This is a genomic window from Vibrio sp. 10N.286.55.E10, from assembly GCF_002872555.1.
Classification (GTDB): domain Bacteria; phylum Pseudomonadota; class Gammaproteobacteria; order Enterobacterales; family Vibrionaceae; genus Vibrio; species Vibrio crassostreae.
Map to the genome: position 1 here is coordinate 76,412 of NZ_MCSD01000009.1, position 22,672 is coordinate 99,083.

General features: G+C 45.7%; 13 protein-coding genes and 1 pseudogene. 9 read left to right on the top strand and 5 right to left on the bottom strand.

Translation table 11 applies throughout. From position 1 onward, the window contains the following. The first annotated feature begins 114 nt into the window (after positions 1-114). A complete protein-coding gene (locus BCV39_RS07305; protein ID WP_048662672.1) occupies positions 115-573 on the top strand; it encodes a hypothetical protein in 459 nt (152 codons plus the stop codon). A 112-nt stretch (positions 574-685) separates the two neighbouring features. On the opposite strand, the gene BCV39_RS07310 is transcribed toward BCV39_RS07305, so the two are convergent. Next, a complete protein-coding gene (locus BCV39_RS07310; protein ID WP_048658048.1) occupies positions 686-1,171 on the bottom strand; it encodes a putative 4-hydroxy-4-methyl-2-oxoglutarate aldolase in 486 nt (161 codons plus the stop codon). Between the two features lie 47 nt (positions 1,172-1,218). On the opposite strand from BCV39_RS07310, the pseudogene BCV39_RS23330 reads away from it, so the two are divergent. Beyond that, positions 1,219-1,320 (top strand): annotated as a pseudogene (locus tag BCV39_RS23330) (ribonuclease activity regulator protein RraA); the annotation flags it as partial. A 429-nt stretch (positions 1,321-1,749) separates the two neighbouring features. Then, positions 1,750-2,466 carry a two-component system response regulator ArcA gene (gene arcA, locus BCV39_RS07315; protein ID WP_004741534.1) on the top strand — a complete coding sequence of 239 codons (717 nt, stop codon included), beginning with the start codon at positions 1,750-1,752 and terminating at the stop codon, positions 2,464-2,466. 124 nt (positions 2,467-2,590) lie between these two features. Here the strand turns inward: arcA and BCV39_RS07320 are convergent, their stop codons facing one another. The 4 genes from BCV39_RS07320 to BCV39_RS07335 form a co-directional block, all read right to left on the bottom strand. Beyond that, positions 2,591-3,034 carry a hypothetical protein gene (locus tag BCV39_RS07320; RefSeq protein ID WP_048658047.1) on the bottom strand — a complete coding sequence of 148 codons (444 nt, stop codon included), beginning with the start codon at positions 3,032-3,034 and terminating at the stop codon, positions 2,591-2,593. 7 nt (positions 3,035-3,041) lie between these two features. Then, entirely contained in the window at positions 3,042-5,411 is a 2,370-nt protein-coding gene (gene arcB, locus BCV39_RS07325) for an aerobic respiration two-component sensor histidine kinase ArcB (protein WP_102432149.1), read from the bottom strand. A 174-nt stretch (positions 5,412-5,585) separates the two neighbouring features. Beyond that, positions 5,586-7,337 carry a diguanylate cyclase gene (locus BCV39_RS07330; RefSeq protein ID WP_102432150.1) on the bottom strand — a complete coding sequence of 584 codons (1,752 nt, stop codon included), beginning with the start codon at positions 7,335-7,337 and terminating at the stop codon, positions 5,586-5,588. Positions 7,338-7,428: 91 nt separating this feature from the next. Further along, positions 7,429-8,382: a TIGR01212 family radical SAM protein gene (locus BCV39_RS07335; RefSeq protein WP_102432151.1), complete on the bottom strand. Its 954-nt coding sequence runs from the start codon at positions 8,380-8,382 to the stop codon at positions 7,429-7,431. Positions 8,383-8,911: 529 nt separating this feature from the next. Between BCV39_RS07335 and gltB (BCV39_RS07340) the strand changes: the two genes are divergently transcribed. From gltB (BCV39_RS07340) to mtnN, 6 genes are all read left to right on the top strand, one after another. After that, positions 8,912-13,459, top strand: a complete 4,548-nt coding sequence (gene gltB / locus BCV39_RS07340) for a glutamate synthase large subunit (protein ID WP_102432152.1) — start codon at positions 8,912-8,914, stop codon at positions 13,457-13,459. Beyond that, the gene (locus BCV39_RS07345) at positions 13,459-14,928 is read left to right on the top strand and encodes a glutamate synthase subunit beta (protein WP_017630242.1); all 1,470 of its coding nucleotides are present in this window, start codon (positions 13,459-13,461) and stop codon (positions 14,926-14,928) included. The genes gltB (BCV39_RS07340) and BCV39_RS07345 overlap by 1 nt, the downstream gene beginning before the upstream one ends. 428 nt (positions 14,929-15,356) lie before the next feature. Next, entirely contained in the window at positions 15,357-19,820 is a 4,464-nt protein-coding gene (gene gltB / locus BCV39_RS07350) for a glutamate synthase large subunit (RefSeq protein WP_102432153.1), read from the top strand. Positions 19,821-19,836: 16 nt separating this feature from the next. Then, complete coding sequence (locus BCV39_RS07355) at positions 19,837-21,249, top strand: FAD-dependent oxidoreductase (protein WP_102432154.1); 1,413 nt, start codon at positions 19,837-19,839, stop codon at positions 21,247-21,249. A 170-nt stretch (positions 21,250-21,419) separates the two neighbouring features. Then, positions 21,420-21,848 carry a DUF1499 domain-containing protein gene (locus tag BCV39_RS07360; protein ID WP_017070085.1) on the top strand — a complete coding sequence of 143 codons (429 nt, stop codon included), beginning with the start codon at positions 21,420-21,422 and terminating at the stop codon, positions 21,846-21,848. Positions 21,849-21,975: 127 nt separating this feature from the next. Next, entirely contained in the window at positions 21,976-22,671 is a 696-nt protein-coding gene (mtnN, locus tag BCV39_RS07365) for a 5'-methylthioadenosine/S-adenosylhomocysteine nucleosidase (protein WP_012603226.1), read from the top strand. The last annotated feature ends 1 nt before the right edge of the window (position 22,672 follow it).

Genomic DNA, 22,672 nt, shown 5'->3' on the forward strand with positions numbered 1-22,672 from the left:
GCATATATAGTCATAACAAAATGCTATATCGATTGTGCAGCGAACGCACAAGTTCTGTGCTTTAATTGAACGATAACGTTCGAAGAACAATAATAATGACATCAGGAGTGGGAAATGAAGAGATTACTTATTCTTTTGGCTTTTGCTATGCCTGTTGTTTGTTCAGCGAATAGTTTGCCTCTACTTCCTTCTCAAATAGATCGTTCTTCTCATAAATTTTTTATCTCCACACAAAACGCGTCAAGTGAAAGCTTCGATACTTGGAAAATAGACAGTGGCTATTCTTATAGCTTGTTTTCAGATGTGGATCTTTACGTGGGTACACGTATCAATAGTGCGGCACTGAAACAGGAAAGTGGATTCTTAAGTGGTGTCAGTTATCAGTTTTCAGAAAGAGTCTCTTTCAACAGTTCTTTACACACCTATAAAGATGAAACCGAAGACAATGAGAAATCGGTAGCCGCAGAGGTTTCCAGCCGAGTGCAACTGACTGATAATCTAGATTTGCATGCCACCCTTGACTATGAAGAGTGGCAGCAAGGTGTTGAAGTGGGATTAGGGTTTCGCTTTTAATCTCTTTCGCTTGTTCTTTATTTACTGATTAGTCCGAATTGAGCCCCAAGCTTTCAGCACATCACAAACCATTCCCCAATCTAATCTAACAACGGAATTAAATTTGAGTTAGTTACGACTCAATTAACAACTCAGATGAAATTAATACGCCATTCCAATCGGCATAAATATAGTCACCAGGCTGAATCAGTTGATTATGTATAGAGAGCGTAACATTCACTTGTCCGACGCCGCGTTTCTCGGTCTTGAATGGCGATGCACCCAGCGCCTGAACACCAAGGTCCATTTGCGACATCATGCCAACATCACGCACCGCACCGTTCACAATCACGCCTTCCCAACCATTCTCTATCGCGAGAATAGCGAGCTGATCGCCAAGCAGCGCCTTTTGGCATGAGCCATTTCCATCAACGACAAGCACTTTGCCACAGCCATCGGTCTCTAAAATCTCGCGAACCTTGGAATTATCGTGGTAACAACGAACTGTTACAATTTTTCCAAAGAACGCACCACGTTGACCGAAGTTCTGCAATGGCATGTTCAGTAGGGTGACTTCGCTTTCAAACTCATCACATAAGTCGGGTGTTATATCGTGCATATATCCTCCGTGAGTAAGGCGTTACCTGTTTAGTCAGGCTAACCTCTATGCTTTTATATGTTATTAAAATTAATCCTTTGTTTTCATTGTTCTATGCTCAATTTATTACTCAATAAAAGTTGATTGAGCATATTTATCTACTAGACTCTTAGGACAGCTTTCAGCTTCCTTGGTTCATAATACGGTCTTTAGCAGGCAAGATGTGCGAAACATCTCGAATAATCATTCTTGTTTTGGTGCTAAATAATCACCATAACATTGGTTAAGTTGTAGCCATACTATTAAAGTTTGTTGCGATACGGCAATTGATGTAAATCAACAAAGTGAATGGAATTAACATTCTCGCGTTGTTAGCATGCTGTTAACATTATAGAATCCTCTCCAATCACTAAAAGAATGATTGAAAGGCGTACTGGATCTACGTTATTGGGCAATACTTCAAGGAAGGCAGATAGCTGGAAGTAAGTGTTTTTTTGAAAACTTTAAGTTATCATCAAAAATACATTACCTGTATGTTATGTTTTTGCCTAGAATTTATTCTATTAGCACAGTTTCGTCACAAATTTAGGTACCGCCAAATGCAAACCCCGCAGATTCTTATCGTTGAAGATGAGCAAGTAACTCGTAACACTCTAAAGAGTATTTTTGAAGCAGAGGGATATGCTGTTTTTGAGGCTAGCGACGGTGAAGAGATGCACCAAGTGCTATCTGACAACCAAGTTAACCTTGTAATTATGGACATCAACCTTCCAGGTAAGAATGGCCTACTACTTGCGCGTGAACTACGTGAGCAAGCAAACGTAGCGCTTATGTTCTTAACTGGTCGTGATAATGAAGTTGATAAGATCCTTGGCCTAGAGATCGGCGCTGATGACTACATCACGAAGCCTTTCAACCCTCGTGAACTGACTATCCGTGCACGCAACCTTCTTAACCGTTCAATGAGCACAAGCTCTGTTCAAGAAGAAAAGCGTAGCGTTGAAAAGTATGAGTTCAACGGTTGGGTACTAGATATCAACAGTCGTTCTCTGGTTAGCCCAGATGGCGAAGGCTACAAGCTACCTCGTTCAGAGTTCCGTGCTCTACTTCACTTCTGTGAGAACCCAGGTAAGATCCAAACACGTGCAGACCTTCTTAAGAAGATGACTGGTCGTGAGCTTAAGCCACACGATCGTACTGTAGACGTAACAATCCGTCGTATTCGTAAGCACTTTGAATCTGTTTCTGGTACGCCAGAAATCATCGCAACGATTCACGGTGAAGGCTACCGCTTTTGTGGTGACCTAGAAGACTAATTCGATTCGCGTTTCGAGTCGTTTAGCACTTAGTGTTTGAACAGTAGAAGCGCAATCAATAGTTATTAAAAAGGGAGAATGCCAACGCATTCTCCCTTTTTTGTTGTTCATTGTTCGCTAAGGTTTAGTAAACCGTATCAACCTTAACGTCTTTCTCTACTAGCCACTTCACGGTTTCACCATCTTTCAGTTCAACCGCCACATCAACAGGCTTGTCGCTGTCGATCTCTAGTTGCCACACAAAAGCGACTTCCCATTGAGTTTCGCTATGTGTTCTTAAATCAAGATCGTCAGCTGTTACCAATAAGGTGTCTGCACCCTGTTTAACGGTAACACTCTCAACCGCAAGCGTTGCTGGCAGTTGTGAGTCTGACTCTAGGTAGATTGCACCATGCAGAGTCTTATCTTGGGTCTCTCCAATCGTTGGCATCTTGTTGTGCCAAAGGTTGCTTTTCATTGTGACTGTTGCTGCAGATACTTCTACTTGATTATCTTGCTGCCATTCTACTTGGGGCGTAGAACAACCCGCTAATGCCACTACACATGCGGCGAATGCTAATTTTTTCATTCTTCTTCTACCTTTGATTTAACCAACTCTTTAAGACTTCAATGTCATTCTGGTATTCGTTATTAATCTCATCGACCCAATCTGAAATGTTTTCCCACCAAGCTGGTAGGTCAGGAGATTGAGCTTTCTGAGCAACTTGTTGAATGCGTTTCAGGCCGATAGAACCTGCTGCACCTTTAATTTTATGTGCTTCAGAAACGATACTGGCTTTATCTTTCGCGACCATGTTGGAGTTCAATATTTCCATATACTCCGGCATCATATCTTCAAACATCACGATGCTATCCAAAACCGGTTTTGGTCCAACAATGTCAACATAAGACTCTAGCATATCAATATCAAGCAAAGTGGTATCAATAGCTGAAAGAACAGACTTAGTGGCGTCGACTTTCTCAATGCTTTCAACCTTCTCCGTACCCGCTACTTTCTCAATTACCTCTGGCGCATCTTCGATCAGCTCGCTGATGACATCTTGAATAGCTCGAACTGACAAAGGTTTGCTGATCGCTTCGTCCATGCCTTTCTGGAAATACTCTTGCTTGTTGCTTAACACGTTGGCAGTTAATGCCACCAAAGGCGGTAGTTGGCTGTATTTCTCGCGGTAGTATTGAGCAATATCGAAACCTGTCATGTCTGGCAGTTGGATATCTAACAGTACCAAGTCATAGTCTTCCGGGTTGAAAGCAATCTGAGCCTCTTTACCCGTCATTACTACGGTCACCTCATGACCCAGACTTTCAAGTAGAGAGCGAGCCACTGTGATATTGAGTTCAATATCTTCGACCATGAAGATCTTAAGATTCGACTGCTTTCTTGGCGTTTTGATCAGTGCCTGAGTATCGTGATTAACTGGAACTCGAATCGAAACCGTAAAGGTGCTACCAAAGCCCTCTTCACTGGTGACTTCAATGTGGCCATCCATCATATTGATCAGCTGCTGTGAGACCGCGAGGCCAATGCCCGTGCCGACAGCGTGCAAGTTGTCCGTGCCCGATTTTACCTGATAGTACATCGCGAAGATCTTCTCGATTTCACTTTCAGGGATACCAATCCCGGTGTCTTCTACTTCCATCGTTATGTTGGCAAAGTCGCCATCAATTTCGGCGCTGACTGTCATCACCACACCACCATCTTTGGTGAACTTCATCGCGTTGCTGACAAGGTTCCACAATACCTGTCTAAGACGAGTACCATCCACCTCAACAGCAGCTGGAAGATCAGACAATCTTTCTAGATCGAACCTTAGTCCTTTCTGCTCTGCCATTAACGCAGAAATACTCTCGATCTCGACAACGAAATCTTCAAAATTGATAGGGGTTGGGAAGAGCTCAAGCTTACGGCGGTCGAACTTATCCATGTCGATAATATCGTTAAAGATATTACCCAATGTCACTGCGCTTACCTTAATGGTTTGCATCTGCTTACGCTGCTCGGTCGTTAGTTGGCTATCCAACAACATGCGGCTCAAGCCGATGATGCCATTGAGCGGTGTTCTTAACTCGTGGCTAATGGTTGAGATAAAGGTGGTCTTATCGCGGCTAGCTTTTTCTAACGACTCTTGATGCTCTTTACGTTCAGTAATATCACGACCAAAACCGACTAAGCCCAAGTGACGGCCATCTTTGCTGTAGAAAGGAACCTTACGCAGTTCGAAGTAACTCTTACGTCCGTCAGGGTATTCAAGCCATTGGTCATAGGTCAGCGCTTGGTTATCAGAAAAGACTTTCTTATCGGTTTCAACAACTTGTTGGGCTACCTCTTTACTGTAGACATCCCAAGGAGTCAAACCAACCAGCTCTTTTTCTGTTTTGCCGGTGAGCTCTTCTACAGCACGGTTACAACCAGAGAACACACCATCTTCATTACGATAGTAAATAAGGTCAGGAGAGGCATCGATGAATGAACGTAGCAGTGCCGTACGTTCTGCAAGTTCAAGCTGAGTTCGCTCACGTTGAAACACCTCGTTCTCAAGGTCGTGCATCGCTTCTGCACGCGCTTCTTCCGCTTTTTCACGCTCTTCAATTTCTTGATTAAGCTTCTCAATATTGAGCTGCAGTTTATTGTTAAGCTCTTGGTCTCGCTCACGCATGTCGCCAAGTTTAGAGACCAGTTTCGCTAACCTTTGACGAGACTCTTCCAGCTGATCAACGACTACAGATAGGAAGTAAACCGCCCAAGGCGTTATCACTAAACCAAAGAAAACTGAACGGACAATATCGATATCATCAACATTACCTTTGAGTGCGAGGGTGATACCGACTTGCACAACAACAGCGAGGGCAACAAGCGCTAGGGCGAGTAAGATAGAAAAGCGGACAATCCCCAGCTTTACGAGTAGATCCACGTAATACTGGGCAAGATTTTTCATGGGTTTCATTTAACGCTCCATGCGATAAGACTAGCAACATTCTACCCTGTTTGAAGATAGGAGGTAAGCTAGCTACATCACACGCAGCAAGAGATCAGCGGCAATATCGAAGGTTAATCCAATTAATATAAATACCGAACAACCAAAACAGACGAAGGTGGGAAAATCACCGATTTTATAGAGTTAGCAAATTGAGGATGGGTGCACCATAGAACGGTTTCGACCGTCAGACTTTGCTTGATACAGAGCACTGTCAGCCAAAGCAACGGCCGACTCCATCTCGTCATCAGGTTTCGGAATGTAAGAGACAATACCAATACTCACGGTGATGAATTCAGAGACCGTCGACTTCTCATGCGCAAGTTCCAACTTTAGGACTTCGTCATGAATACGCTGCGCCACCAGCTGAGCACCTTCGGTCGTTGTATTCGGCAGAATAAAGCCGAATTCTTCACCACCATAACGAGCTACACAGTCCGATGAACGATTCAACACCTGCTTAAATGCCTGAGAAACTTGGACCAAGGCATCATCACCTTGCTGGTGTCCGTAATAGTCGTTGTAGCCTTTAAAGAAATCGATGTCACACAGCATGATCGTCAGCGGTAACTTCTCACGCACATGATAATGCCACAGTGTCGAGAGCTGTTCATCGAAACGACGTCGGTTAGAAACTTTAGTCAGGCTATCCATAAAGCTGAGGCGTTCAAGTTCAAGGTTGGCTTCTTCAAGCTTTTGTTCTGCTAGATAACGCTCTGTAATATCACGCGCCATGATCAACACACCATTAGTGCTCGATGCTGGATCTCTAAACGGTGATTTGACTACATCATACCAAGTAAATGCTCCATCACTTGAGACCACTTTGTCGATATAACGCAGCGATTTACTTTGATGAAGCACTTGATGATCGGTTTCTGATATTCGCGTATAGATACTATGTGGCACCACATCTTGTAAGCGTTTACCGATCAAGTCACTCACTTCAGAGATACCTAGCGCAGCCACAAATGGCTTATTACACGCTTGATAAACCATGTTTTCATTAAAGATGCCAATCGAGTCTGGGCTGGCCTCCAAGATGTTTTGCAAGATGGTGTCACGCTGCGCAAGTGCCACTTCGGTATCTTTTCGCTTCTCCATTTCGCCACGAAGCTGCTGCTGCATGTCATGCCAATCGGTCACATCATGGCTAATAGAGAGCGTACCTATGGTTGATCCATCTTGTGAGAGCAAGACACTTTGGTAGGTTTCAAGCAAGCAGCTTTTTCCATCTTGATCTGTAGTCCAAGAGCGTTCACTTACACGACCTTTTAATACTCCACCAGAAACACTCAGGGTGCCCTCTTCAGCACGACCATGCCAAAACTTTTTAAACGAGCGATTACTCGTCACTAACTGATCTTTCTGATCTTTCACGTAGATCAACTCAGACAAAGAATCCAAAGCGGTACGAGCAACATTCAACTCTCGAACTTCTTGGGACATTTCTTCGTTAGTATTCTTATAAGGTGAAGCATGAATCATCCAAGCCTGCTTATTTCTAAAATGAACCTTACGACCGACTAAGTTGATCTTAAACGACTCAAATTCAGAAAGCGCCCACAGGGAGACCTGCTCGAAGGCTCGAGAGTTGATGTGATTGGTTAAGTAGTGGCGAAAGCTATTCTCGCTTTCAACGGTAGGGAATCGAAAGTTAACACCAATTTGTCGAATACCAAGCAACTGCATTGCTTGGCGATTGGCATAGAGTATTTCGCCACTTCGAACATCAACAAAGTAGAGTGGCGACGGGGTAGCAAGTAGAAGCGTTTCGATATGCGATTGATAACGAGAATAGAGATGCCAGCAGATGAGAGCAATCAGCAATACAACAACGATATAAATACCGTAGCCATACGCCCTGTCCCACAACCAAGTCATTACCAGTTCCATCTGCTCTCAATCTATACCATAAAATCTGTGAGGGAAATGTTACCACTATTTGTTGGTTTTATCTGCTGTTACCTACAGTCACCCATTTCTATTAATTGGCTGCGTTTAAAACAGGCAACGTGTACTCGAATGCAGAGCCAGTTTTGATGCCTTGAGCACCGGTTTTATCGAGCGAACGGCCTATTTCAGTCATCGCTAACCAGCGGTTCTCACACCATAAAGGAGAGAGTAACGTTGGCCGTCTCGCCGCTGAAGAAACACGGTGATAAACCACGTCCGCAGGCGTGCGTTGAATGATCTCACTCGCGATATCGATGTACTCTTCAAGGCTTGGGGCTTCTAGCTTTCCGGCTTTCCACGCCTTAGCCATGGTACTGCCCTCTACTATATGCAGGCCGTGCAGCTTAATACCATCAGTGCCAACCGCTAATACCTTGTCTAAGGTTTCAAGGTTATCCGGCTTAGTCTCTTTTGGTAGACCAACAATCAGGTGGGTACACACCTTGATGCCTAAAGCGCGTGCACGCTGGGTGATCGTTTCATACACCGCAAAGTCGTGTCCGCGGTTAATTCGCTTGAGGGTTTTATCATTGGCGGTTTGCAGGCCAAGCTCGAGCCAAATCTCATAGCCTTGTTTAACGTAACCCGCTAACAGATCCAACACCGCATCAGGCACGCAGTCTGGTCTTGTGCCAACACAAAGGCCGACGATCTCTGCACCAGGTGCTTTTAACGCCTCTTCATACATATTCTTAAGCACTTGTACCTCAGCATAAGTGCTGGTGTACGCCTGAAAGTAAGCCAGATACTTCTTGGCACGAGCAATCTCACCCGCGCGATCTTTTAACTGGTCAGCAATACTTTGAATTTGAGTTTGTTCATCGGCAAAGGAAGCCACGTTACAAAACGTACAACCTCCACGACCAATGGTCCCGTCTCGGTTTGGGCAGCTGAAACCACCGTGAAGCGTCAGCTTGTGGACTTTTTCGCCATAACGGCGTTGAAGGTCTTGGCCGATAGTATTGACCAACTCGTGTAATTGCATATTTTCAAAGCACTCAAGTAAATAAGAATGAATATCAGTCTTTTTTGAAAAAAAATTACATCCCTGCAAAATTCGACCAATTAGTTTACTCAAGGCTTTTTGCGAGCAACCTAACAAATATCAATAAACATGCAAAAAATCGGCTCTATTTGCCTAATGTTGCACATTTGTTAGGCATTAAATTCAAAATAAAACGAAAAAAATGGTCTACATGGGTCAACTTTCATTGCAATTCGCCTAGACAAAATTGTAGGATACTTACACATATTGGCTATTTTTGAGTATTTACTTACAACGAAAACTTGCTAATAAGTCGGTGATATCTAACTCCCACCTATATAAACCACTAGTTTGTGGTTAAAAATAAACAGGTATCACTAAGGATTGTTTTTCTCGCAATACTTTTCCTGCGAGATACGGAAAGGATTCAAACCGCCAGCATAGGCAGGTTTAGACCCATAAATATAAAAGGACAAGGCTGACTTTATACAAATAAGTTGCGCCTAGATTTAACTGGAAGGATGTATCTATGGTAGATCAAGAGCAGAACTCACAGGGTCTGTATACTCCTGAATTGGAGCATGACGCTTGTGGTATCGGTTTTGTTGCGCATCTAAAGAATCGCAAATCTCATGATGTAGTAACTCAAGCACTCGATATGCTTGCACGTATGGAACACCGTGGCGGCCAAGGCTGCGATCCGTGTTCTGGTGATGGTGCAGGTATCCTGCTACAGAAGCCGCACGAATTCTTACTAGAAGAAGCCGTAAAGCTTGGAATTAAGCTGCCATCTTTTGAAAAATATGGTGTTGGTGTTGTACTTTTCCCTAAAGATGAACACAAACGTGCACAGTGTCGTGACATTCTAGAACGCAATGCACAACGCCTTGAGTTAGAAGTGATCGGTTACCGTGAACTTCCAACTGACAATTCAATGATTGGTGCTGACCCACTAAGCACTGAACCTCAATTTGAACATGTATTTATTTCTGGCGGCCCTGGTATCACACCAGAAGAACTTGAGCGTAAACTGTATGTTCTACGTAACTACACGGTTCGTGTATGCCTAGAAAGCGTTTCAAATATCGGTGATGACTTCTACATCAACTCTATGTCTTACAAGACATTGGTGTACAAAGGTCAGCTAACAACTGAACAAGTTCCTCAGTACTTCCTAGACCTGCAAAACCCAACCATGGTGACAGCTCTAGCACTGGTACACTCTCGCTTCTCTACCAATACATTCCCACGTTGGCGTCTAGCTCAGCCTTTCCGTTACATCGCGCATAATGGCGAAATCAATACGGTTCGCGGCAACCTGAACTGGATGAAAGCGCGTGAAGCAATCCTAGAATCGGATCTGTTTACACAAGCTGAAATCGACATGCTACTGCCTATCTGTCAGGAAGGTAGTTCGGATTCATCAAACTTCGATATGGCACTTGAGCTACTTGTTCTTTCAGGTCGTACTCTGCCACATGCGTTGATGATGATGATCCCGGAAGCATGGCAAGAAAACAAAAACATGGACCCAACTCGTCGTGCGTTCTACCAGTACCACGCGAACGTAATGGAACCATGGGATGGCCCAGCATCTGTATGTTTCACCGATGGTGTTCAAGTAGGTGCAACGCTAGACCGTAACGGTCTGCGTCCTTCTCGCTACACAGTAACAAAAGACGATTTCCTAGTAATGGCGTCTGAGTCTGGTGTTGTTGAGATTGCACCTGAAAACGTTGAGTACCGTGGTCGCCTGCAACCAGGTCGTATTTTTGTTGCTGACCTTGAGCAAGGCCGCATCATTTCTGATGAAGAAGTGAAAGACAGCATTGCTAAAGCACAACCCTACGAAAAGTGGGTTGAAGAGAACCTTCTGAGCTTGAAAAAGCTACCAGATGCGAGCAACGAATTTAGTCAACCTTCTCCAGAGAAACTTCTCCACAAACAACAATCGTTTGGTGTGAGCTCTGAAGAAGTGAACGAAATCATTCTACCTCTTGCGAAAACAGGCTACGAGCCACTTTCTGCAATGGGTGCTGACTGGCCGCTAGCGATTCTTTCTCATCAATCTCAGCACCTTTCAAACTACTTCAAACAGTTGTTTGCACAAGTAACCAACCCACCGATCGACCCGATTCGTGAGCGTATGGTTATGTCTCTGAACACTTACCTAGGTAAAGATCAGAACTTACTTGCTGAAACACCTGAACACTGTCAAAAAGTAGAGCTTGAGTCTCCAGTACTGTCTAACTCTGAGTTAGAAAAACTGCGTGCAATCGATAACGAGCACCTTCAAGCGAAGACACTGGATATCGTATTCCAAGCAAATGGCGACCAAGGTAAATTAGAGCGCGCACTTAAGCGTATCTGCCAATACGCAGAAGACGCAGTGATTGATGGCTACTCTATCATCCTACTAACTGACCGTGCGGTTAACTCTAACCATGCCGCTATTCCAGCAATGCTGGCTGTTGGCGCGGTTCATCACCACCTAATCCGTAAAGGTCTACGTGCTAAGTGTGACATCGTGGTTGAAACGGGCGACGCTCGTGAGACACACCACTTTGCAACGCTTATCGGTTACGGTGCGAACGCAGTTAACCCATACCTAGTTATTGAAACGATTGTTGAACTGCAACGTACGAAGAAGCTAGATCCAAACGTACACCCACGTGAGTTATTCGATAACTACCGTAAAGGTGTTAACGGCGGTCTACTTAAGATCTTCTCTAAGATGGGGATCTCTACGCTGCAGTCTTACCACGGTGCACAAATCTTTGAAGCACTTGGTGTTAGCAAATCAGTAGTTGAAAAATACTTCACAGGTACTGTTTCTCGTATCCAAGGTCTAACGATCGACGATATCGCGCGAGAAGTACTGGTTCGTCACCGTGTTGGTTACCCAGCTCGTGAAATCCCAGCTCAGATCCTTGATGTTGGTGGTGTTTACCAGTGGAAACAACGTGGTGAGAAGCACCTGTTCAACCCTGAAACGATTTCTCTACTTCAAGAGTCGACGCGTAACAAAGATTACGGTCAGTTCAAGAAGTACGCAAAAGCAGTTGATGACCAAGGCGACAACGCAGCAACGCTACGTAGTCAACTGGACTTCATCAAAAACCCTGCAGGCTCTATTCCTCTAGCAGAAGTAGAACCAATCGAGAACATCCTTAAGCGTTTTGCTACTGGCGCAATGAGCTTTGGTTCAATCTCGCATGAGGCTCACTCAACACTGGCTGTTGCGATGAACCGCATTGGCGCGAAATCAAACTCAGGTGAAGGTGGTGAAGATCCAGCACGTTTCGAACGTAAAGAAAACGGCGACTGGGAACGTTCAGCAATCAAACAGGTGGCTTCTGGTCGCTTTGGTGTAACGTCTTACTACCTATCTAACGCTGATGAGCTACAAATCAAGATGGCTCAAGGTGCGAAACCGGGCGAAGGTGGTCAACTACCTGGTGATAAGGTTGATGACTGGATCGGCGCAACGCGTCACTCGACTCCGGGCGTAGGTCTTATCTCGCCACCGCCACACCACGATATCTACTCAATCGAAGATTTGGCTCAGCTGATCTACGATCTGAAAAACGCGAACCGTAATGGCCGTGTAAACGTGAAGCTAGTATCAGAAGCTGGCGTAGGTACGATTGCATCTGGTGTAGCGAAAGCGAAAGCTGACGTGGTACTTATCGCAGGTTTTGATGGTGGTACGGGTGCATCTCCGATGTCTTCTATCCGTCACACTGGTCTGCCTTGGGAACTGGGTCTAGCAGAAACGCACCAAACACTACTGAAAAACGGCCTACGTAACCGTATCGTTGTTCAGTCTGATGGTCAGATGAAAACACCACGTGACCTTGCAGTCGCAACGTTACTTGGCGCTGAAGAATGGGGCGTAGCAACAGCAGCTCTAGTTGTTGAAGGCTGTATCATGATGCGTAAGTGTCACAAGAATACATGTCCTGTTGGTATCGCAACACAAAACAAAACTCTTCGTGAGCGTTTCGACGGCCGCGTAGAAGACGTAGTAACGTTCTTCCAATACATGGCTGAAGGTCTACGTGAAGTAATGGCTGAACTTGGCTTCCGCTCTATTGATGAGATGGTGGGTCAATCGCACAAACTTAAAGTTCGTGATGACATCGGTCACTGGAAGTACAAGAACCTAGATCTAACGCCGGTACTGCACATTGAGCAGGCGCGTGCAGAAGATGGTATCTACAACCAGACACAACAAAACCACAACCTAGAAGATGTTCTAGACCGTAAGTTGATTCAAGCTGCGATTCCTGCACTTGAGAAAGGCGAAGCTATAAGTGCAAGCTTCCCTATCATCAACACGGACCGCTCTGCAGGTACCATGCTGTCGAACGAAATCTCGAAGGTTTACAAAGACCAAGGTTTACCACAGCCAATGAACGTTAAGTTCCACGGTAGTGCTGGCCAATCTTTCGGTGCGTTCCTTGCGAAAGGCGTTAAGTTCGAAGTAGAAGGCGACGCGAACGATTACTGGGGTAAAGGTCTGTCTGGCGGTACTTTAGTACTGTACCCAGATGCGAAATCATCTATCGTTGCTGAAGATAACATCGTGGTTGGTAACGTATGTTTCTACGGTGCGACTTCAGGTGAATCTTTCATTCGCGGTATGGCTGGCGAACGTTTCTGTGTTCGTAACTCAGGTGCGAAGGTTGTTGTTGAAGGCGTTGGTGACCACGGTTGTGAATACATGACTGGCGGTGTTGCTATTATCCTTGGCTCAACGGGTCGTAACTTTGCTGCGGGTATGAGTGGCGGTGTCGCTTATGTTTGGGATAAAGCGGGCGACTTCGAAACCAAGCTTAACTCTGAACTTGTAGACCTAGATCCAATTGAACAAGAAGATAAAGATCTTCTACTAGATATGCTAACCAAGCACGTTGAATTCACAGGAAGTGAAGTTGCTCAGTCTTTCCTAGACAACTTTGAAGCAAGTGTTGCATCACTAATTAAAGTCATGCCACGCGACTACAAAGCAGTTCTTGAGAAGCGTAAAGCTGAAGCACAACAAGCACAAACGGAAGAAGTGGAGGCAGTATAATGGGTAAGCCTACTGGATTTTTAGAACACGGTCGTGAGCTTCCAAAGAAGCTCGACCCGTCAGTTCGTATCGAAGACAACAAAGAGTTCGTACTTAACGAAGAGTTTGGTGACAAGATCAATACTCAAGCGTCTCGTTGTATGGACTGTGGCGTACCTTTCTGTCACAGCGGTTGTCCGATTGGTAACATCATCCCAGAATTCAATGACGCGGTTTACCGTGACAGCTGGGAAGAGGCTTGGAACATCCTAAGCTCGACCAATAACTTCCCTGAATTTACAGGTCGTGTGTGCCCTTCTCCTTGTGAGAGTGCTTGTGTACTGGGTATCAACCAAGACCCAATCACTATCTGTAATATCGAGAAAACGATTGTAGAGACTGCGTACCGCGAAGGGTACGCAAAACCTAAAACACCTCGTTCTCGCACAGGTAAAACAGTGGCTGTTATCGGTTCAGGTCCTGCTGGCCTAGCCGCTGCTGAGCAACTAAACAGTGCAGGTCACTCAGTGACTGTATTTGAACGTGACGAGAAAGTTGGCGGTTTACTGCGTTTCGGTATCCCAGATTTCAAACTGGGTATGGACGTGATTGATCGTAAGATCAACCTAATGGCTGAAGCTGGCGTTGAGTTTAAAGTGAACCAACACATCGGTGTTGATGTTAATGCTCAACAGCTACGTCAAGAGTTTGATGTGGTCCTGCTAACAGGTGGTTCTACGGTTCCGCGTGACCTACCAATTCCAGGTCGTGAGCTAAAAGGCGTTCATTTTGCGATGGAATTCCTTGGCCAAAACAACCGTCGTGCCAACGACCTAGACCTGAAAACAGAAGAGATTCACGCTCAAGATAAGCACATTGTGGTTATCGGTGGTGGTGATACTGGTTCTGACTGTGTAGGTACCTCAAACCGTCATAAAGCAGCAAGCATTACTCAGGTAGAGATCATGCCGATCCCACCAGAGAAGCGCCCTGCAAATATGCCTTGGCCTCAATACCCAATGATCATGAAAACCACTACTTCTCACGAAGAAGGTTGTGAACGTCACTGGAACATCTTAACCAAAGAGTTCATCGGTAACGAGCAAGGTCAAGTGACGGGTCTACGTATTGCTGACATCGTTTGGCAAGATGCGAAACCAGGTGAGCGTCCAAGCTTTGATGAAGTGGCGAACACAGAACGTGTTATCCCTTGTGATATGGCATTCCTAGCAATGGGTTTCTTACACCCAGAGCCAACAGGTGTACTAGCTCAACTAGACATTAAACTGGACGAGCGCGGTAACGTCGCTTCTGAAGGTTACGCAACTAACCAGAAAGGCGTTTTCGCTGCTGGTGATATGCGTACAGGTCAGTCTCTAGTGGTACGTTGTATTAATGAAGGTCGTGAATGTGCAATTGCTATTGATGACTTCTTAATGGGTAACTCAAACTTAGAAGCGAAAGCTGATTCACTCATGCTTTCCGCATAATATTTCTCGGGCTAACGTCAATGACGTTAGCCTAGAGGAAAAGCAACACCCTTCCTAACTTTTATATTTGGCTAGCACTCGATGCTAGCCTTTTTTCTATCTGCTTTCTGGCGCTTTCAAAATCCCCCTGTTGTATATGTTAAATCTCGTTAACATCCACCTTATATATCTCATTGATATCCATCGATTATTTTAGATTATTAAGTGGCTAATCGCGTTTATGCATGATAATTAACCATGAACTTGACCTTAAACACAATTAGCTATACGTTGTAAAGCTGATGAAAATAAAATCAATCGGTTTTGTTAACACAACCAATAACGTTTTAACTGGCTAAAGCAAACTATCAGTTTATAAAAAACAACAAGTACATGAATAGTTAGTCATTTACTGTCTGGATGACAGAGAAGCAAAAGGGAGAATTGCAATGGCTCTATATGATCCTAGTCTTGAAAAAGACAACTGTGGATTTGGTTTAATAGCGCAAATGGAAGGCCAACCTAGTCATAAGTTGGTAAGAACTGCTATTTCAGCCCTAGATCGCATGACACACCGTGGTGGTATCGCTGCGGATGGTAAAACCGGAGATGGCTGTGGCTTATTACTACAGAAGCCAGACTCTTACCTCAGAATCATCGCAGAAGAGAATAACTTCAAGCTCGGCAAGCAATACGCTGTCGGCATGATTTTCTTCAGCCAAGACCCAATCAAGGCGCAATCCGCGCAAGACATCGTCAATAAAGAGCTCGCTCAAGAGACACTCACCGTTGCAGGTTGGCGTGTCGTGCCGACTAACACCGAAGTTTTGGGTCCCATCGCGAAAGACTCGGTTCCCAACATTCAACAGGTGTTTATCTCAGCACCTGCAGGCTGGCGTGAGCGTGATATCGAACGCCGCCTATACATTGCTCGTCGCAGAATTGAAAAGCAGATCACCGAAGACAAAGATTTCTATATTTGTAGCCTTTCAACACAAGTAATGGTCTACAAAGGTCTGTGTATGCCCGCCGATCTTCCGCGATTTTACCTCGATCTTGCAGACTTACGTATGGAATCGGCAATATGTCTGTTCCACCAGCGTTTCTCAACTAACACGCAACCACGCTGGCCACTGGCTCAACCATTCCGCTATTTGGCGCACAATGGTGAGATCAATACCATCGAAGGTAACCGCCAATGGGCCAAGGCTCGTGCCTATAAATTCTCTTCACCGTTGCTGCCCGACTTACAAACGGCTGCACCCTTTGTGAATGAGACAGGCTCAGATTCATCAAGCCTAGATAACATGCTCGACCTGTTCCTTGCCGGTGGTATGGATGTGTTCCGAGCGATGCGCATGCTTGTGCCGCCCGCTTGGCAAAATCACCCAGACATGGACCCAGATCTGCGTGCCTTTTACGACTTCAACTCCAAGCACATGGAACCGTGGGATGGCCCTGCTGGCATCGTACTTTCTGATGGTCGTTACGCCGCATGTAACCTTGATAGAAATGGCCTGCGACCAGCGCGTTATGTGATTACCAAAGACAATCTAATCACACTGGCATCTGAGGTCGGTATCTGGAACTACGCACCGGATGAAGTTGCAGAAAAAGGTCGTGTTGGTCCAGGTGAGTTACTGGTGATAGATACTCGCCGCGGCAAACTGTGGCAATCTAATGAAATCGATAATGACCTCAAAAGCCGCCATCCATATAAAGAGTGGATGGAAAAGAATGTTCACAAATTAACGCCATTTTCTGCGTTGCAAGATGACCAAGTCGGTAAGCGTAGCTTTGACGATGACACGCTCAAGACCTACCAAAAACAGTTTGCGATGAGCAACGAGGAGTCCGACCAAGTACTGCGTGTACTTGGTGATATGGGGCAAGAAGCAGTAGGCTCAATGGGCGATGATACGCCGATGGCTGTTCTCTCTTCAAAAGAGCGTCTGGTTACTGATTACTTCCGTCAGAAGTTTGCACAGGTCACCAACCCTCCGATTGATCCATTGCGTGAAAAACACGTGATGTCTTTGGCGACCAGTATCGGTAAAGAGATGAACGTGTTCTGTGAAACAGACGGTCACGCCTATCGTGTGACGTTTGATTCACCAGTACTGCTTTACTCAGACATGCAACAGCTTCTGCAGTTAAGTCAGAAACATTACCGTCATGTCATTCTCAGCATGCACTACGACCCGAATCATCAAGATCTCGAACAAGCGATCAAAGCGGTATGTGATAGCGCGGAACAAGAAGTCCGTGAGGGTGCGGTTTTAGTTGTGCTATCGGACAAAGGTTTAGAAAAAGGCAAACTACCGATCCCTGCAGCCATGGTGGTTGGCGCGGTTCAAACAAGGCTTGCTGATACTAACCTACGTTGTGATGCCAACATCGTGGTTGAGACAGCCACTGCTCGTGACCCACATCAGTTCGCAGTTCTACTTGGCTTCGGTGCGACCGCGGTTTATCCATACCTTGCTTATGAAGCGTTAGGTAAAATGTTGGATGATGGTTCTTTAGATAAAGACTATCGTACCGCGATGCAGAACTACCAAAACGGCATCAACAAAGGTCTGTATAAGATCATGTCGAAGATGGGTATTTCTACGATTGCTTCATATCGTTGTTCGCAACTTTTCGAAGCCGTTGGCCTACATTCCGATGTTGTTAAGCTCTGTTTCCGCGGAGTTACCACACGAATCCAAGGCGCAAGCTTTAGCGATTTCCAACAAGATATCTATAACTTATCTCGTAAAGCGTGGACTAAGCGCAAACCGATCGAACACGGCGGTTTACTGAAATACGTCCATGGCGGTGAATATCACGCCTACAACCCAGATGTAGTTGGCACACTGCAAACCGCAGTTAAAACTGGCGAAACTTCGGATTACCTATCTTTTGCTAAACAGGTAAATGCTCGCCCTGCGGCAATGTTACGTGACTTAATGAGCCTGAAAAAAGCCGATAAACCACTAACACTTGAGCAAGTAGAGCCAAGTAGCGATCTGTTTAAGCGCTTTGACTCGGCTGCGATGTCGATTGGAGCTTTGAGCCCAGAAGCTCATGAAGCACTGGCTATGGCGATGAACCGATTAGGAGGCTACTCCAACTCTGGTGAAGGTGGTGAAGACCCACGACGCTTTGGGACTGACCGCAACTCGCGCATCAAACAGATTGCGTCTGGTCGATTTGGCGTAACGCCGCATTACTTAACCAATGCAGATGTTCTGCAAATCAAGGTCGCGCAAGGTGCGAAACCCGGTGAAGGTGGTCAGCTGCCAGGTCATAAAGTCACGGCAGAAATCGCCAAACTGAGATACTCAGTTCAAGGGGTCACGCTGATTTCCCCTCCTCCACATCACGATATCTATTCCATCGAAGATTTGGCACAGCTGATTTTCGACCTTAAACAAGTGAATCCTAAAGCCTTAGTTTCAGTGAAGTTAGTATCCGAACCGGGTGTCGGCACGATTGCAACAGGTGTGGCAAAAGCCTATGCGGATCTGATCACCATTTCAGGTTACGACGGCGGTACCGCGGCAAGCCCACTGACTTCGGTGAAATACGCTGGCTGTCCTTGGGAGCTAGGACTCGCGGAAACCCAGCAAGCATTGGTTGCTAACGGGCTTCGTCATAAGATCCGTCTACAAGTCGATGGTGGTCTGAAAACTGGCCTTGATGTGATTAAAGGCGCGATTCTCGGTGCTGAAAGCTTTGGTTTCGGGACTGCGCCAATGGTCGCGATGGGTTGTAAGTTCTTACGAATTTGTCACCTAAACAACTGTGCAACGGGTGTTGCGACTCAAGATGAAACGCTACGCCGTGAATACTTCAAAGGCCTGCCAGACATGGTGGTGAACTACTTTACTGGCCTAGCCGATGAAGTTCGCCAATACCTTGCGGAGCTTGGTGTAGAAAAACTTACAGACCTGATTGGACGTACGGACTTACTAGAAGCCGTTCAAGGCCTCACAGCGAAACAGAGCAAACTCGATCTATCTTCAATACTCGAAGCTCCAGTATCTTCGGAAGGTCACCCGCTGTTTTGGACCGAGCCAAACGCACCATTTGATAAAGCTCAGCTCAACCAGCAGATTCTTGATGATGCACTCGATGCGATTGAGAAACGACAGTCCACCAGCCTCTACTACAACGTGATTAATACAGACCGTTCGATAGGCGCACGTATCTCTGGCGAAATTGCTAAGCGTTACGGTAACCAAGGGATGGCGGGCTCACCAATTAAGTTGTACCTCGATGGTACAGCAGGCCAATCATTTGCGGTTTGGAACGCTGGTGGCGTTGAGCTGTATCTGACAGGCGATGCCAATGACTATGTCGGCAAAGGCATGGCGGGCGGTAAAGTGGTTATCAAGCCTCACCAAGGCACCGCATTTACTTGTAACGAAGCGACCATCATAGGCAACACCTGTCTGTATGGCGCTACTGGAGGCAAGCTATTTGCCGCAGGTACCGCAGGAGAACGATTTGGCGTGCGCAACTCAGGTACCGTCGCTGTGATTGAAGGTGCAGGTGATAACGCTTGTGAGTATATGACAGGCGGTATTGTGGCCATTCTTGGCGCAACCGGAGTCAACTTCGGCGCAGGTATGACGGGTGGCTTCGCTTATGTGATGGATAAGAATGAAGACTTCCAAGGCCGTGTGAACAACGAATCGGTTGAGGCACTTTCTCTATCTGACCTATACATCCACCAAGAACATCTGCGTGGTTTGATTGCAGAGCACTTAGAAGAGACAGGTTCAGTACACGCTGAAGCGATTCTGGCGAACTTTGATGAATGGATTCCGAAGTTCTACCTAGTGAAGCCGAAGACGGCGGATCTCAACACCTTGCTCGGTCACCAAAGCCGTAGCTCTGCTGAACTTCGTGTTCAAGCGCAATAATTGGAAGGAGCCAATAATGAGCCAGAATGTATACCAATTTATTGATGTGAATCGCGTAGATCCAGCGAAGAAACCAATCAAGATTCGTAAGATTGAGTTTGTAGAGATCTACGAACCTTTCACTAAACAGCAAGCCAAAGCACAAGCAGACCGTTGTTTAGACTGTGGTAACCCATACTGTGAATGGAAGTGTCCAGTCCATAACTACATCCCTCAGTGGCTTAAGCTTGCCAATGAAGGACGCATTATCGAAGCCGCTGAACTGTCTCACCAAACCAACAGTTTACCTGAGGTGTGTGGACGAGTTTGTCCTCAGGACCGACTGTGCGAGGGATCTTGTACCCTCAATGATGATTTCGGCGCAGTAACCATCGGCAACATTGAAAAATACATCAATGACAAAGCGTTTGAGATGGGCTGGAAGCCAGACATGTCTCACGTTGAATGGACCGATAAAAAAGTCGCTATCATCGGCGCTGGCCCCGCAGGGCTTGCTGCAGCTGATATCTTAGTTCGAAACGGTGTGAAGGCCGTGGTATTTGACCGTTACCCAGAGATCGGTGGCCTGCTCACGTTTGGTATCCCATCGTTCAAACTTGAGAAAGGTATCATGGAAAACCGACGCCGTATCTTTAGTGGTATGGGTGTCGAATTTAAGATGAATACCGAAGTCGGTAAAGACGTTCAACTACAACAACTTGTCGATGACTACGACGCTGTCTTCTTAGGTGTCGGCACCTATAAAAACATGCGTGCTGGGTTAGACAACGAAGAAGCACCAGGCGTTTATGATGCTCTACCCTTCCTTGTTTCCAATACCTATAAGGTAATGGAACTGGATAACCCAACGCCATTCATCGACATGAAGGACAAAAAAGTGGTCGTGCTTGGTGGTGGTGATACCGCGATGGACTGTGTCCGAACTTCGATTCGTCAACATGCGGCTAATGTTGTGTGTGCTTACCGTCGAGATGAAGCCAATATGCCGGGCTCTCGCCGTGAGGTAAAAAATGCACGTGAAGAGGGTGTGAAGTTCAAGTTCAACCTACAACCTATTGGCTTAGAGCTTAACAACGCTGGTCATGTGGTTGGTGTCAAAGTCGTGAAAACTGCTTTGGGTGAGCCAGATGAAGCCGGTCGTCGTCGTCCAGAACCTGTCGAAGGCAGTGAACATGTTCTTGAAGCCGATGCTGTGATCATGGCATTTGGTTTCCAACCTCATGCGATGGAATGGTTAGAACCTTTCGGTGTGGAACTCGATCAATGGGGGCGAATCAAAGCCTCCGGCAAACAAGAGTTTCAATACCAAACCACCAACAGCAAGATCTTTGCAGGTGGTGATGCGGTTCGAGGATCTGACTTGGTGGTGACCGCTATCGATGAAGGCCGCAAAGCAGCAGAAGGGATATTAGATTACCTAGAAGTGTGATTAGGTTTCCTTTATTACTCAGTTCGTTACTATAAAAAAGGATCCAATTATGGATCCTTTTTTGAATTAGATTCGTTTATCAAAAGCACAACGAAAATACGTAAAACAATTACAAATAAGCCAATACCGATAACTACAATTAGAATTAAAAACAAGCCATAGGAAACACTATGAAAAAAGCCGCTCTCCTCTCGCTATCACTTTTAACGTTAACCGCATGCAGCCAAGGAATCACGGACATGAAAGATAGAACTTCATCACCTTGTGGAGACAAACCAAACTGCGTATCAACTCAAGATGATCGTGAGCAGCACGCATTGGCCGCGTTTGAGTTATCAGATTCAGCAAACCTAGATGCGATTGAGCAGGTTGCACTAACCTTACCGGGATCGAAAACCGCGAGTAAAACAGAAGATTATCTGCGTGTTGAATGTACCTCTCGCATCATGCGCTTTGTCGATGACTTAGAGCTTAAGATCACCGATGGCAAACTGATCGTGCGTTCAGAGTCTCGTACTGGCCATTCTGATTTTGGCGTAAACCGAAAACGAGCTGAACAACTTCGTGCTAGCTTGAAAAGCGAAGGCCTAATCAAGTAGATAAAAGAATACGCAGATAAATCGCTGCTATTCGGATGAGAAGTGCCTCTGGGCAGTCGCTCGACACTTCTTATCCATGCTACAATTTCGCTCTACTGTTTAAATATTATTTATTAAGAGACTACACATGAAAATCGGCATCATTGGCGCAATGGAGCAAGAAGTTGCGATCCTAAAAGCAGCAATTTCAGACATTACTGAAGTTAATAAAGGCGGTTGTACCTTTTTCTCTGGTCAGCTAAATGGTGTTGACGTTGTTTTGCTTCAATCTGGCATTGGTAAAGTAGCAGCAGCTGTTGGTACTTCAATCCTATTAAGCGAATACCAACCAGATGTCGTTCTAAACACAGGCTCTGCTGGCGGTTTTGATTCAACACTGAACCTTGGCGATGTGGTTATCTCGACTGAAGTTCGTCACCACGATGCAGACGTTACAGCTTTCGGTTACGAAATTGGCCAAATGGCAGGTCAACCAGCAGCGTTCAAAGCTGACGACAAACTGATGGCTGTTGCTGAACAAGCGCTAGCACAAATGGAAGATAAGCATGCCGTTCGCGGTCTTATCTGTACTGGCGACGCATTTGTTTGCACAGCAGAACGCCAAGAGTTCATCCGCAAGCACTTCCCATCTGTCGTTGCTGTAGAGATGGAAGCATCGGCTATCGCTCAAGCTTGTCACCAATTCCAAGTACCATTCGTGGTTGTTCGTGCAATCTCTGACGTTGCAGACAAAGAATCACCAATGAGCTTCGAAGAGTTCCTGCCATTAGCAGCGCAAAGCTCTTCTGAAATGGTTATCAAGATGGTTGCCCTACTAAAGTAAG